The organism is Flavobacterium sp. WV_118_3 (assembly GCF_039778605.1).
Lineage (GTDB): Bacteria > Bacteroidota > Bacteroidia > Flavobacteriales > Flavobacteriaceae > Flavobacterium.
Genome location: NZ_CP156060.1, coordinates 767,653 through 783,354, shown reverse-complemented (window position 1 = coordinate 783,354; position 15,702 = coordinate 767,653). Strand labels below are relative to the sequence as shown.

General features: G+C 39.9%; 9 protein-coding genes. 2 read left to right on the top strand and 7 right to left on the bottom strand.

Annotated features, from left to right (window positions below; genetic code table 11):
- Positions 1-45 precede the first annotated feature (45 nt).
- The 5 genes from ABFU83_RS03650 to ABFU83_RS03630 all read right to left on the bottom strand — a co-directional run bounded on the left by ABFU83_RS03650 (position 46) and on the right by ABFU83_RS03630 (position 7,008).
- Positions 46-1,485: an efflux transporter outer membrane subunit gene (locus tag ABFU83_RS03650; protein ID WP_347069028.1), complete on the bottom strand. Its 1,440-nt coding sequence runs from the start codon at positions 1,483-1,485 to the stop codon at positions 46-48.
- Positions 1,478-4,675 (bottom strand): efflux RND transporter permease subunit, encoded by a 3,198-nt coding sequence (locus tag ABFU83_RS03645; protein WP_347069026.1) that lies wholly within the window; start codon positions 4,673-4,675, stop codon positions 1,478-1,480. The genes ABFU83_RS03650 and ABFU83_RS03645 overlap by 8 nt, the downstream gene beginning before the upstream one ends.
- Positions 4,676-4,698: 23 nt before the next feature.
- Complete coding sequence (locus ABFU83_RS03640; protein WP_347069024.1) at positions 4,699-5,784, bottom strand: efflux RND transporter periplasmic adaptor subunit; 1,086 nt, start codon at positions 5,782-5,784, stop codon at positions 4,699-4,701.
- Positions 5,785-5,941: 157 nt separating this feature from the next.
- On the bottom strand, positions 5,942-6,358 hold the full coding sequence (locus ABFU83_RS03635) for a hypothetical protein (protein WP_347069023.1): 417 nt from the start codon (positions 6,356-6,358) through the stop codon (positions 5,942-5,944).
- Between the two features lie 305 nt (positions 6,359-6,663).
- Complete coding sequence (locus ABFU83_RS03630; protein WP_347069021.1) at positions 6,664-7,008, bottom strand: helix-turn-helix domain-containing protein; 345 nt, start codon at positions 7,006-7,008, stop codon at positions 6,664-6,666.
- A 297-nt stretch (positions 7,009-7,305) separates the two neighbouring features.
- Between ABFU83_RS03630 and ABFU83_RS03625 the strand changes: the two genes are divergently transcribed.
- On the top strand, positions 7,306-8,388 hold the full coding sequence (locus ABFU83_RS03625; protein ID WP_347069020.1) for a linear amide C-N hydrolase: 1,083 nt from the start codon (positions 7,306-7,308) through the stop codon (positions 8,386-8,388).
- Positions 8,389-8,458: 70 nt separating this feature from the next.
- Here the strand turns inward: ABFU83_RS03625 and ABFU83_RS03620 are convergent, their stop codons facing one another.
- The gene (locus ABFU83_RS03620) at positions 8,459-9,640 is read right to left on the bottom strand and encodes a T9SS type A sorting domain-containing protein (protein ID WP_347069018.1); all 1,182 of its coding nucleotides are present in this window, start codon (positions 9,638-9,640) and stop codon (positions 8,459-8,461) included.
- 47 nt (positions 9,641-9,687) lie between these two features.
- A complete protein-coding gene (locus tag ABFU83_RS03615) occupies positions 9,688-10,857 on the bottom strand; it encodes a T9SS type A sorting domain-containing protein (protein WP_347069017.1) in 1,170 nt (389 codons plus the stop codon).
- Positions 10,858-11,269: 412 nt separating this feature from the next.
- Here ABFU83_RS03615 and ABFU83_RS03610 point away from each other — a divergent pair, with 412 nt between their 5' ends.
- The gene (locus tag ABFU83_RS03610; protein WP_347069016.1) at positions 11,270-15,685 is read left to right on the top strand and encodes a lamin tail domain-containing protein; all 4,416 of its coding nucleotides are present in this window, start codon (positions 11,270-11,272) and stop codon (positions 15,683-15,685) included.
- Positions 15,686-15,702 lie beyond the last annotated feature (17 nt).

The window sequence follows — 15,702 nt, the reverse complement described above, 5'->3', positions numbered from 1 at the left end:
CTAACTATCAACAAAATTTAATAATCGCCCTTACAGGCGGAATATTTAATTCCATCCACCACCTAATGCGCGGTATATGTTTACCATCGCATTCATTTGCTTCATCTTGGTTTCGATCAGGTCAAATTTGGATTCCAGAGCGTCACGTTGGGTCATTAAGACCTCCATATAATCGGCTCTTGCCGAACTGAAAAGATCATTTGAAATTTCAATCGACTGGTTTAAAGCTTCCACCTGTTTGGATTTCAGGTCGAAGGTTTTTTCCGTATTGCTGATCTTAGCCAACTGGTTGGCCACTTCGATATAAGCATTTAAAAGCGTACGCTCGTAATTATACACCGCCTGAATTTGTTTGGCATTGGCCGTATAATACGCTGCTTTTATAGCATTTCTGTTAATTAACGGCGCGGCAAGATCGCCGGCCAACGAATACAACAGGGATTCCGGTTTGATTAAATAACTTGGATTAAACGCCTGGTAACCGATCCCGGCCGAAATCCCCAAAGACGGATAAAACCGGGCTTTGGCCACTTTAATATCTAATTTGGCTGCAACAAGATCCAATTCGGCTTGTTTAACATCCGGACGGTTTTCCAATAATTGCGACGGAATTCCGGTATGAATCATATTGGGTACCAAACCGCTAAACGTAGCCGTGCTTCTTTCCACCGGTTGCGGAAAACGGCCTACTAAAAAGTTGATTTTGTTTTCCGTTTCCGTGATGCGTTGTTGAATATCGAATTGCAGACTTTTGGTATTTAACACCTGTGCTTCGAATCGGCGCACAGCCAGTTCGTTCACACGGGCTGCCAGTTTTTGTAATTTTACAATTTCCAGTGCATTTCCCTGGATTTCGATATTCTGTTTTACAATAGCCAACTGATTGTCCAAAGCCAATAACTCGTAATAGGAATTTGCAATTTCGGCAATCAGGTTGGTCACCGTAAAGTTTTTACCTTCCACCGATGCCAGGTATTTGCTTACGGCTGCTTTTTTAGCATTATGCAATTTATTCCAGATATCCAGTTCCCAGGTAGCATAGGCTCCAATGGAATAATCCTGTAACGGTTCCGGCATTTCTTTTCCGGGTTTGATCTCGGTATTGGCTTCCATCGCACCGATGTTTGTAAAACGGGCTACTTTATCGAAACCGGCCGAACCTTTTAATCCGATAAACGGTAGGTATTCTCCTTTTCGCGCCCGGATTTCGTTACGACTGATTTCAATCTCCTGCATTGTGATATTCAACTCCTGATTTTTCACCAATGCCGTATCGATAAGCGCTACCAGATATTTATCGGTAAAATACTCCTTCCATTTCATTTTTCCGGTATTCACCGAATCCTGTACTGCTGTTGTGTTATAGGCAGCCGGAACGTTTTTATTTTCCGATCTCCCCAACGTTGCAGGGGCTTTACACCCCGCAACCGTTAGTAGTAAACAGCTTACTCCTATACCTATATATGAATTTAATCGCTTACTCATTTTCTTGTTCTTCTTTTGTAAAATTATCTATCTGATGTACAAATTCGTGTGATAAAGAACTATCCTCTTCATCGCGTATTAATTTTCTTCCCGCTGCCAATGAGCCGAAAATATAATACAATCCCGGTACGATAATTACCCCGAAAACGGTTCCGAAGAGCATTCCTCCAAGTGCCGCAGAACCCAGTGTTCGGTTACCGATAGCTCCGGCTCCACTGGCAAGCATCAACGGAATTAATCCGGCGATAAACGCAAAGGAAGTCATCAGGATCGGTCGGAAACGCACTTTGGCACCTTCAATCGCCGCTTCGAGTATCGTGGCACCTTCATGGTGCTTCTGGACGGCAAATTCGACGATTAGTACAGCATTCTTACCGAGTAGTCCGACAAGCATGATCAATCCGATTTGCGCATAGATATCATTTTGAAGTCCCATCATTTTCAGTAATAAAAACGAACCGAAAACCCCAACCGGAAGCGAGAAAACAACCGCCAACGGAATGATAAAGCTTTCATATTGTGCCGCTAAAACGAAATAAACAAACGACAATACGATTAAAAAGATATAAATCGATTCATTTCCTTTACCGGCTTCGTCATACGAAAGACCTTCCCAGGCAATGTCATATCCTTTTGGTAATGATTTTTTAGCGACTTCCCGAACCGCCTGGATGGCTTCGGCTGTGGTATATCCTTTTGCCGGAAGTCCCTGAATAGCAGCTGAGTTGTACATGTTATAACGGGTAATCTCGTTGGGTCCCTGTGTTTTTTTCAATCGCATAAAGGCAGAATACGGTACCATTTCGCCATGATCATTTTTGATATACAGGTTTAAGATATCCGATGGCAGTCGTCTGAATTTAGGATCCGATTGTACGTATACTTTAAAGAAACGCTCGAATTTAATGAATCCCTGTTCATAGGTACTACCAATAAGGATGTCCAGATTCTCCATTGCTTTCCCGATAGATACTCCTTTTTGCATAGCCAATTGATTGTCTATCTCCAATTCATATTGTGGATAGTTGGCCGCGAAGAACGTGAACAAACCGGTTAACTCTTTACGTTTACCCAAATCTTCCATAAACTTTTTGTTTATTTTATCGAAGTCTTTGTAATCCACAGTGGTACTCTTATCCAAAAGACGCATGGAGAAACCACCCGACGAACCAAATCCCGGAATGGCCGGCGGTTCGAAGAATTCTATTTTCGCACCAAGACCTTTGGTTTTTTCTTCCAATTCTTCCATGATTTCGGTAACGGTGTGCTTTCTATCCGACCACTCTTTAAGGTTGATCAAACATGTACCGGCATTGGATCCCCTACCTTCTGTCATGATTTCATAACCCGCCAGTGAGGACACCGATTCTACACCATCCACATGCTCACAAATTTTCTGTAAACGTTGTGAAACCTGATTGGTTGTTTCCAACGTCGATCCCGGTGGTGTTTGAATAATGGCATAAATGGTTCCCTGATCTTCACTTGGAATAAATCCGGACGGAAGAATCTTATTCACAAAGAAAGTACCGGCACAGAAGGCTATCAATACTCCAAATGTTAGCCATCTTCTGCTCACGATCGATTTCAGTAGGCTTACATATTTACCGGTCATTTTATCAAAAACACGGTTAAAACTGTCCAAACTTTTGGTCAGTAAATTCTTTTTAACCTCTTTTCCGTGGTTATTTTTTAGTAACATCGCACACAATACTGGTGTCAGCGTAAGCGCGATCAAGGCCGAAATTACAATTGAACTCGCCATTGTAATCGAGAACTGGCGGTAGAACGTTCCAACAGGACCGGACATAAAGGATATCGGTACGAATACAGACACCATTACCGCGGTAATCGCGATAATTGCACCACTAATTTCACCCAATACTTTTTTCACCGCCTGATATGGTGTTATGTGTGGGAATTCTTCAAATTTGGCATGGACTGCCTCGACGACGACAATCGCATCATCGACCACAATACCAATAGCTAATACAAGCGCAAACAAGGTTACCAGGTTGATCGAGATTCCGAAAAACTGAATGACAAAGAAGGCACCAATCAAGGAAACCGGAACCGCCAAGATCGGAATCAGCGTAGAACGCCAGTCACCGAGGAAGATAAATACTACCAGTGCTACTAATATAAAGGCATCGCGTAAAGTATCGACAACCTGTTCCATAGAAGCATCCAGGAACTTCGATACGTCATAACTAATTTTATAATCCAATCCCGGAGGGAAGGTTTCTTTCATTTCCTCCAGCTTGGCTTTTACCTGCTTGATTACATCGTTGGCATTACTACCGTAGTTCTGTTTTAATACGATGGAAGCCGAAGGATGTCCGTCAAGGTTGGAATAGATATCGAAGAATTCACTACCCAGTTCCGCGCGTCCGATATCTTTTAATCGGATACTTTCTCCATCTGCATTGGCGCGGATAATTACATTTTCATATTCTGAAGGCTCGCTATAACGCCCTTTATAAGTCAATACGTATTCCAACGATTGCGCCTGAATACCGGAACTTTGTCCGATACGTCCCGGACGTCCCACGATACTCTGCTCGCCCAATGCTTTCATTACTTCATCTACCGAAACATTATAGGCACGCATACGATCCGGATTTAACCAAATACGCATCGCATAGGTTCTACTTCCTAATATCTGAGATCGGGCAACCCCTTTAATACGGTTAATCTCAGGAAGCATTTTTACGTTGGCATAGTTGTACAGGAATTTTTCATCCATGTTTTTGCCTTTCGCATATAGGTTGATATACATCAACATACTCGGCTGAATTGGTGTGATTACCACCCCTTCCCGTTGTACCAGTTCGGGTAATAACGGCATCACCTGATCCACCCTTGTTTTAACCCTTACCACCGCCTGATTCGGGTCGGTTCCGGGTTCGAAGATGATTCTTAAAGTCGCTTCACCGGCACTGGTCGCATCGGTTGCCATATAACGCATATCCTGAACCCCGTTAATCGCATTTTCTAATGTGATCAACGTTGATTTTACCAATACGTCGGCACTGGATCCCGGATAGGCGATAAAAATATTTACTGTCGTTGGCGCAATATCTGGAAATTGCGATGTAGGCAACTGTTTAATTGCCAGGGAGCCCATAAAGACAATCATAATCGAAATTACAATCGCAAATACAGGTCTATGTATAAATTTACTAAACATGTTTTCTCTTTTTAGTTATTCGATTATTCTGCATATAGCTCTAAATGCGACATAACATATTCGGGCTTCTCAAATTTGTAATTGATTTTTTCATTCTCTTTTACAAGACGAATTCCTTCGATAAGCACCTTATCAGTAAGTGCCAAGCCGCTTTTAATTACGAAAATATGCGGTAATTCTGCTGCGATTTGAATTTCTCTTGATCGCAATACATTGTCTTTATCGACTACATATACATACTTTTTGTCAAGGACTTCAAAAGTTGCTTTTTGAGGAATCAGGATGGCATTTTTAAGAGGAATTCCCATTTTGATATTCCCCGTTTCCCCATGGCGTAACAATCCTTTCGGGTTCGGAAATGTTGCTCTGAAGGCAATATTTCCGGTTTCATTATTAAACTCTCCTTCAATCGTTTCCACCACACCAGAATGATCAAACATTTTGTTATTGGCCATTAATAAGCCAACAGTTGGAGTGCTATTGCTATTTACTTTGGCTTTATAATCCAGATACTCAGCCTCCGGTACATTATAATATACCCACATTTTACTGTTATCCGAAAGATTGGTTAACAGATCACCTTCATCTACAAGGCTACCTTGTCTTACGTGAAAACGGTCGATGATCCCGTCGAACGGAGCACGGATTTCGGTAAATCCAAGGTGTACTTGTGTTAGTGCTAATTCGGCTTTTGCTTTATCCAATTTCGCTTTCGCCATAGCCAATTCATTTGGTGCAACTACATTTTTATCGGCAAGTCGTTTGGTATTTTTATATTCAATTTCGGCAAAACTCGCTTCGGCCGCAGCTTTTTGTGTTTCAGCCTGGTATAATTTTGGCATGATCTGGAATAACAATTGTCCTTTTTTTACAAATTGTCCTTCATCTACAAAAATTTTCTCCAGATATCCACGTTCCTGAGCTCTAAGCTCGATATGTTGAATGGAATGAATCTGGGACACATAGTCTTTGGTGATCATCGTATCCTTTTGAACAGGATTGGTTACCAGATATTTTACCTGATCTTCTTTTTCGTTTTCTTTTTTTGACGTACAGCCAATGGAACACAACAAGGTACATAACCCTGCGAGCATTAGGATTTTCTTCATAATGGTTTTGCTTTTAAGCAGTATAAAATTTTATTGATTTTTTAGTGTACGGGCATAGATATCCTTACTCCGAATCGGGCAAAAAAATCCCAGGAGCATGGAGCCGCAAAACAAATGTTAGTGGAGATAGCGTTTTAACGCCAATGGTAGTTTGAAATCAAATTCTGATAACGCGGAAGATGATAAATTTTTTGCAAGAAGGCAAAAACAAAAAAGGCTTACAAAGTTGTAAGCGCTTTTTTATGGTGTAGTAATCCCTAGCGGGTACTTGTATGTATAATACGGTAGTAAAATAATTATTTAACTCCAACCATTTTTTAGAAGACGTCAGTTCATTTTCTTCGGTCTCATTATCGGTAGGATATGTTTTATCATTTAATTTTTCTACGTGACATGAAGTATAATTTGTGATATCACTGAGTGCACTGTATACGCCAGCCTTCTGAAATTTTCCAGAATTACCACTTGTTTCATAGCCGAGAAACTGCTGATGTGCCGTTCGGGCAAAAACCCCAACAGTCCCTGTCAGCAGCACAAAACATAGTGCTATAAAAAGTCTAATTCTTAACTTCATAATAATGGATTCAAAATTATATAAAGTTGTGTATACAGACCTTTTAAGAAATGTTAAATTTTCAATAAAATAATACTTGTCAATACAAGCTGTTTTTCCGGTTATGAATCGGTTACAGGCATTCTCAAAACTTTCAAAAGCGAGAAAACAATTCTTTTAAAAACACATCCCCAAAGCAAGAACCAGAACACAAACAATTATATTTCAAACCTATAACAATTAATCCGATAACTTTCCTACATTTTCATTCTCGAAAACAGTAACCCAATACAATCTCGGTCATCGTATCAATAAGTTCTCTTTTATTATTTGTGCGTATTTTTCACTACATAATTTTTTCGAAATTCGTCTAATTTTTTAGGACTTCTGTTAATTAATCGTTCGTTTAAAGCGACTTCTATGTCTGACATCCGATAAAGGCATTTTCCTCTTAATTTTGTATACGGCAATAATTCGTCCTTACGCAAACGCTGTAATGTTTTGGTACTAATATGAAATAATTGACATACATCATAATTGTCCATCCATATTTCCTCCTGCTCTTTTGACGGTTTTGGTTTTGCGTCGTCTGCTTTAATGTATTCTTCAATTTTTGCAATTTTTGCTAATAGCATCTGATATGCTTTGCTTTCTAAAGTAACTAACTCCATAATTTCTGTTTTTTTCAATAGACAATAAAAGTTTCGTCTCCGTTAACGTTTTCTAAAAGTATCCCGATTTTTTTATTTTTATAATCTATTTGGCTCTTTCTTAGTATGTTTTGACCTATAATTCCTTTTTTTAAAACTCGATTTATTTTCTGTTTTCCAAAAGATAGGGCCGTCAAATCGTTATAAACAACGCTGCTTAGGTGCTTTTATTCAACTATTTCCCTACTCTATTGATTACCAAACTATAAATCATTAAATTGATTACCATTTCGTATAGTAACCTCAAAATCTGATGATATGATTAACTTTACCCAAACTGCATTCCGGTTTTTTAATAATACCCGATGTTTCTTTGCTTTTTTTCTCCTAATTTCCCTCACACCAGAAACTATAAAAGCGTGTACCCGTTTGGTTTACAAAGGCCCTAACAATACGATCATCACCGCACGATCCATGGATTGGAAGGACGAAATACCAGCGAACCTTTGGATTTTTCCAAGAGGAATGGAACGCAACGGGGAAGCAGGAAAAAACTCTTTGTTTTGGAAATCCAAATATGGTAGTTTGATCACAAGTGCTTATGATATTTCCACAACCGATGGTATGAATGAGAAAGGTCTTGTTGCGAATGTTTTATGGTTGGTCGAATCGAAATATCCGTCTTATGATTGGAATGGAAAACAAAAAGGCCTGGCTATTTCGGCATGGGCACAATATGTTCTGGACAATTTTGCGACTGTTAGTGAAGCTGTATCGGATTTAAGCAAAGAACGATTTGTCGTGGTTTCTGATTTTATTCCGGGTACCGATAAATTTACGACACTCCATTTATCGATTTCCGATATTTATGGCGACAATGCCATTTTTGAATATATTAATGGTAAACTGATTATTCATCACGATCCTACTTATACCGTGATGACCAACTCGCCTATTTTTGAAGAACAGCTGGCTTTACATAATTACTGGAAAAACATTCCGGGTAACATTATGCTTCCGGGTACCAATCGTGCAGCTGATCGTTTTACCCGAGCCAAATATTACCTGAGTGTGATTCCTCAAACAGATGATACCCGAATTGCTGTAGGAAGTGTTTTTAGTTTAATCCGAAATTGTTCGGTTCCTTTTGGCATTGCTACTCCGGAAGAGCCTAATATTTCTTCCACACGCTGGCGTTCGGTATCCGACCAGAAAAACCGCGTGTATTACTTTGAAACGGTACTAACACCAAATACCTTTTGGGTTGATTTAAAGAAAATAGATTTTAGAGAAAAAGCAACCGTTAAAAAACTGAGTCTCGAAAATCAGGAGACTTATTCCGGTGATACCCTGAAACATTTTAAAAATGCCAAGCCTTTTGTTTTTGCAGGGTTAAACTAATCCAATCCTTCATAAAAAGCCTATTCTTTCAAAATACGAAAAAGATAGGCTTTTTTAATTTGAAATGAATCTATCGGTTAATTAACAGCTTTTTATGTGCTTTAAAGCGTTTTTCAATTCCGGTTACCTCAACCCAATACATCCCTCCATTGGGTAAATCTCTTGCAGTTATCGTTCCGTTACCAGAGATTAATTTACATTTTTCATGGATAATTGCTCTTCCGATTCCGTCATACACAATAACAGTACAAGCTTCGTTTTCATATTGCTGATGTCCACTCAGACGAATATTGATCTGATTTCCTGTGAGCGGATTTGGATAAACCGCTAATTCTGTTTGCAAAGCTTCCCACGACGGATTGGCAAGTGTGCTCGTTTTTTTGAAAAATTTCCAGATTTCATCGGTATAGGAAATATCATTAATACCTTCACGAAGCCATATATTGTGTGGTCCATTATTCACTTTAAACAGTACTACTTCGGTATCATTAAAATTACTGGTATATGTAAAACGTTCCACAGTCATAGCATCTTTTGTTATTTTCGGAAATATAAAATGCTCCGGATTTAACCCTCCCAGATTGTGGGTTTTCCAGAAATCAATCAGATTGTCAACATTTAATCCAAAGGCATTATTATCATATCCGACAATTTCATCTTCAGTTCCGTGAAAATGGGCTATCGAAACCGGACGCGCCGGTATGTCTGGTGCTATTGGCAAGATTCCATTTCCGATAGTACCGGCAACCGAAGCAAACGATTGTATTTTATCACTTAACTCCAAAGCAAGTCGCTGTGTCATAAAGCCACCCATTGAGAAACCAAAGGCAAATATATTGTCCGGATTTATTGTATACTGGTTTGAGAATTTGTTTACTAAAGAGCGAATAAACCCTACATCATCTATATCTCTAAATTCATTTATATCAAGAGTTGCAAAACTTGCTCCGGAATTCCATCCTGTAACTTTAAATCCTAAAGCCGACCTAGCTAATCCCTGTGGGCAAACAACAATAATATTTTCCTCTTCGGCTAGTTTTTCAATTGCTATGATACGACTAAATTCGATCATGCTTTGAGATAGCCCGTGTAGTGCAAAAACCAGCGATGCCGGTTTTGAATCCTGATAATGCGAAGGTATATAAATCCTGTATTCCCGGATTATTCCACCATGTTCCAACGTTTCATTTTTCCATTGTGCCATTATTGGTAATGTCAATAAAAGCAAGAACAGCGTAATTTTTTCTTTCATTTTTATATCGTACAGATTGATTTAACATATGTATATTAGGTTACTTTTTAATTTGCTACTATTCTGGCAAATGACCTTTTGAAATTTTCCTTATTTTTTATTTCTATCAGATAAATCCCTTTTTTTAATACAGTTGTTATTATGCTGGCTTCTCCCAAAAGAAAAACACATTCTTTTTGTAAAATCGTTCTGCCTAAGTTATCATAAACAGAGACAACAAAGACCGTATCGGGGGGACTCGGAACATTTCCTGACAACTTAATAGTGAACCCATCACCATCAATCGGATTTGGATATACCGCTAATTCTGTTTGCAAAGCTTCCCACGACGGATTCGCAAGTGTACTCGTTTTTTTGAAAAATTTCCAGATTTCATCGGTATAGGAAATATCGCTATTATCTTCATCGTTTAGCCATCTGTGAAAACCGCCATTTATTTTAAACAATTCGATTATAGCGCTATTAAACTCACTGGTATACCGATAATGATCTACAGTAAGACCATCATTAATCCGATCCGGTAAAAAATGATGTTCCGCCTCGGGTTTACTTTTATTATTTTTTTTCCAGAACGCTAACATCATACTCACATTACTCCCATATGCATTATTCGTATACGCCACCACGCTATCTCCTGTACCGTGAAAATGAGCAATTGAAACGGGTCGAACCGAAATTGTTCCCAGTATAGGTAGCAAACTTTCACCTATGGTTCCGGCCACAGAAGCAAAAGCAGTTATTTTATCATTTAATTCCAAAGCCAACCTATGCACCATAAAACCGCCCATCGAAAATCCAAAAGCAAATACCTTATCCGGAACAATTGCATATTGTTCGGAAACCATAACAATCAGCGTTCTAATGAAGTCCACATCATCAATACTTTCATTAAATTGTTTTCCGGGGCCTATCCCTGCACCGGAATTCCACGCCGTATGCCCCAGAATTGTATCGTGCAATGCCTGTGGGCAAACGACAATGATTTGCTCCTGATTGGCCAAACGTTCTATATTTATGGTTTTACTAAATGCCTCCGAGGTGTCACTCATTCCATGTAATGCCATAATTAAAGAAGTCGATTGGGAAGGTTGAAAATTTTCCGGTATGTAGAGCCAGTATTCCCGTTCGAGAGTATTATGCGAGATTGTCCTATTAAACCATTGTGCCATTGCTGGACAGGTTAGCATCATTAAAAGTCCAAAAATTACTTTTTTCATTAATTCTATTTTTTATTAAAAACTCTCTTTTTGGTATTTCACAAAATAAAAAGTATTATAATGCTCCCCAAAGTGATGCACTCTTTTTCAAGAAAAATGACTTGTTTGAACAACTTCTCCCATAAAATCCAACCCAATTGTACATATTCGATTTTAACCAATTCAACCGCTTAACAATTACATTACGTATAGCATAGTTATCAAAAAACACAAATAATTCGCATTACGCCTGCACTTAAACCTAAAAATCTGTCATTTCATTTAACAAATAATTTAAACCGGTAACATTCTGTTTAATAAAGAATAACCTACAGCTTACTATAACACAATCTTAGAAACGGCAATTTTTAACACCTAGCCGCTATGTTTGTATCGTATTGATAATCAATAGTACAACCAAATCTTTTAATTTATGAAAACACATTTACACAAGACAATCGGCAATGCCGGTCTTCTGTTCACGGCCTTGCTGGCCTCGACTGTGATGTGGGGTCAGGTAACCTTACCGGGTACCTCTCCTTACTCCGAAAATTTTAACACCACACCAGGTGCAACGGGAACTACGTATCCTACGGGATGGACATCGTATAACGGTACGGCTGTGGACAATGCCATGACAGTGGGTAATGCTACTTCTAGTGGAGGTGCAAACTACAACTATGGGTCAAAAATCGGGATCCTTGGTTCTGGAAGTGCATTTGTACCAGGATCAATTGTATTGCGACTAACCAATACAACAGGTAAATCAAATTTAAAAATTTCGTATGATATAATCAAAATCAGAGAGCAGGCCCGTAGCAACTCTTTTGATCTTGAGATCAGTACGACCTCAGCTACCAGCGGGTTTACAGCGGTGAGCGGAGGAGCTTATGCATCCGGTACACTTGCAGAAGGTACCGTAACCAATTACACGAATATTGATCTTTCTGCCATCGACAATAACACCGGAAACGTATGGATCCGTTGGAAATACGATGAAATCAGCGGATCAGGTAGTCGTGACGGTATTGCTTTAGACAATGTAGTGGTATCATGGGCCGATGCTCCAACAGTAACTACTGTAGCTGCTTCAGCGATCACAGCATCTTCAGCTACACTTAACGGTACGCTTAATGCTAATGGAACAACTTCTGCTGCTGCTTTTAACTGGGGTACTTCTTCTGCTTACGGAAACAGCATTGCTGCCACTCCATCATCAGTAAGTGGAACCACTGCTACAGGAATCAGTGCTGTATTAAACACTTTATTACCGAATACACAGTATTTCTTCAGAGCTGTTGGAACAGCTGGAAGTGTTGTTTCTAACGGAGCAGGTGCTAACTTCTATACCGCTGCCAATGTTCCGGGAATTTTAACTGTGAACAATCCTGGAATTTACACTTTGGATATCACGGTAAACGCTACAACACAAAACAATAACCCTGCCGTTACAACGTATGCCATCCGTGAAATCAACGGAAGTTATGTACAGGCTAACGGTACTTTAGGCGTGAATCCTGTTTGGAGAACCGCTGCTCAATGGGGAACTATTACGGTTACAGGTCTTGCCGACAATACCGCTTATACTTTTGGTGTAAAAGCCAGAAATCAGGCTACTCCGGCAGTAGAAACTAGCTTTAGTGCCGATGTTACTGCCAGTACTTTAGTTAATACTTTACCAACATTAACCGTTGGTACAATCCGTGCATTCGGAGAGGTTTGTGTGAACCAGTTCTCAGAAGTACGTAACTTTATCGTAGAAGGAATCAACATGACTACAACTCCTTTGGAAATAGGTCCTTTAGCCGGATATGAGTTTTCAGAAACAGCAACAGGTCCTTTCGTTGCTACTTTATCTATCGCTCAGGCTGGTGGTACACTTAATCAGACAGTATACATCCGTTTTGCTCCAACAACTACCGGTACTCACAACGGAAACATTGCAATTGTTGGTGGTGGTGCTCCGGCTGTTACCATTGCAGCTTCCGGAACTGGAATCAACACGCAATCGACTATCACTACAATTGAAGCTGGTGCTTTAACAGCTGCTACTGCTAAAGTTACCTCTGAAGTAAGTGCCGAAGGATGTTCGACAGTAACAGAAAGAGGAATAGTTTATAGTACATCGGCTAACCCGGTAATTGGTGGAACCAATGTAATCAAGGTTACAGATGCCGGAACCGGTATCGGAAATTATGTTACCAGCTTATCTGGTTTAATCGGAGGTACGGTGTACTATACAAAAGGATACAGCGTAAATAACGGAGGTACAACATACGGTCAGGAATTGACGTTCACTACCGCTCCTGTTATTGCTCCTATCGCTACTGATGCTACTAACGTATCACACAACAGTTTCACTGCAAACTGGGATGCTTCAGAAGGAGCTGCCAGCTACCGTCTTGATGTGAGTGAATCGGCTACTTTTGGTTCTTCGGCTCCGGCTACTGATCTTTTCTTCTCCGAATATGTAGAAGGTACATCAACAAACAAATATGTAGAAATCTATAACGGAACCGGTGCTGCTGTTAACTTATCAGACTACCGTGTACGTTTATATTCAAACGGAAGCTCTAGTGCTTCAGGTTCGGCAAATGACGTACAATTATCCGGTATATTAGCTAACGGAAGCACTATAGTGTTACGTAACTCAGGAGCTTCTATCTACTCAGGAACAGCTACAGTGGTGGCTTCAGTTAACTTCAACGGTAATGATGCTGTAGCGCTTTACAAAGTTTCAACAAACGCTAACGTAGATATCATCGGAAGAATCGGTCAAGATCCGGGAGCAGCCTGGACAAGCGGTTCATTAAGCACTCTTGATCAAACTTTAGTTCGTAAAGCTTTTGTAACGTCTGGTGTAACGGTAAATCCAACTTCAGGATTCCCTACATTGGCAACAGAATGGGATGCTTTACCATTAAACGATGTATCGAACTTAGGTACACACACTTTCGCTGGTATCGCTCCTTCATTTGTTGCCGGTTATGATAACCTAACCGTAAATGGTACACAACATAACGTAACAGGTTTAACTCCTGAAAAACACTACTACTACCGTGTAAGAGCTGTTGCCGGAAACACAAGTGACAACTCAAACACTATCGAAGTAGTTACGATCGCGAACACACAACCTACATTCACGGTAACAGCATTGACTAACTTCGGTGAAGTTTGTATTAACGCTGTAAGTGCTGTACAAAGCATCACTCTTTCCGGAATCAATCTTACTACCGACACTATCGAAGTAGGACCAGCTGCTGGTTTCACTTTTGCAACTGATGCTACCGGACCATTTACATCGACTCTTTCATTAACACAGGCCGGAGGAACATATTCTCAGGTCATCTATGTACGTTTTGAGCCTACAACTGTAGCCGCTTATAGCGAAAACGTAACTATTGCTGGTGCTGGAACAGTAATCATCGTTGCTGCTGCCGGTACAGGTGTAAACAAAGTTGCTACTGTAGCTACTACAGCTACTGAGGTATTATCTGCTTATGCTGCAAAAGTCTCTGCTGAGGTAACCAACGAAGGATGTTCAACAGTAATCGAAAGAGGTGTTGTTATCAGTACATTACCTTCACCGGAAATCGGAGGAACTGATGTTATAGCCAGAGCTGATGACGGAACCGGAATCGGAGCCTATTCTGTAAACATTTCCGATTTATATGGACAAACAGTATACTATACAAGAGCGTATAGCGTAAATGCTGCTGGTGTAAGCTACGGTCAGGAATTGACTTTCACTACTGCTCCGGTACCTGCTCCGGTTGCTACAGCGGCTACAGCAGTTACTGCGGATAGCTTTATGGCAAACTGGGATGAAGTTTTCGGTGCAGAAAGCTACCGTGTAGACGTGAGTGAGTCTGCAACATTTGGTTCTACTGCTCTTGCTACTGACTTATTCTTCTCCGAATATGTGGAAGGAACTTCTACAAACAAATATTTAGAAATCTATAACGGAACCGGTGCTGCTGTTAACTTATCAGACTACCGTGTACGTCTATATTCAAACGGAAGTACCAGTGCTTCAGGTTCTGCAAACGACGTACAATTATCCGGTACTTTAGCTAACGGAAGTACAGTTGTAATCCGTAATTCAGGTGCTTCTCTCTATTCTGGTACTACTACTGTAGTTGCTTCGGTTAACTTTAACGGTAACGATGCTGTAGCGCTTTACAAAATTTCAACAAACGCTAACGTAGATATCATCGGAAGAATTGGTGAAGATCCGGGAGTAGCCTGGACAAGTGGTTCTTTAACTACACTTGACAAAACTTTAGTTCGTAAAGCGTCTGTAATTTCGGGAGTAACAGTAAATCCAACTTCAGGATTCCCTACATTGGCAACAGAATGGGATGTATTACCGGTAAATGATGTAACCAACTTAGGTACACATACTTTCTCTGGTTCAATTCCATCATTCTTACCAGGATATGAGAACGTAACTTCTTTTGGAGTTAGCCTACCGGTATCCGGATTAGTACCAAACAAAACGTACTACTACAGAGTAAGAGCTGTAGCTGGTAACACAAGTGGTAATTCAAATATTATCGATGTTACAACTGTTGAAACAGTAGCTAAAGTCGCTCAAAACCTTACTTTAGGTCAACCGGTTAACGCGATCACTATGTACAAACAAAACAATGTGATCAACGTTGTGTCTTCTACAGATGCAATCCAATCCGTAACTATCTTTGACCTATCTGGTAAAGTATTGTTCAATAACGATAACTTCAATGCTCAGGCAATTGCTATCGACAAATTAAACAACAACAATCAGGTGATCATCGTAAGAACGGTAACGGTCAACAACGAAGTGAAAACACAGAAAATGCTTTTCTAATCGCCCTTAATATTATA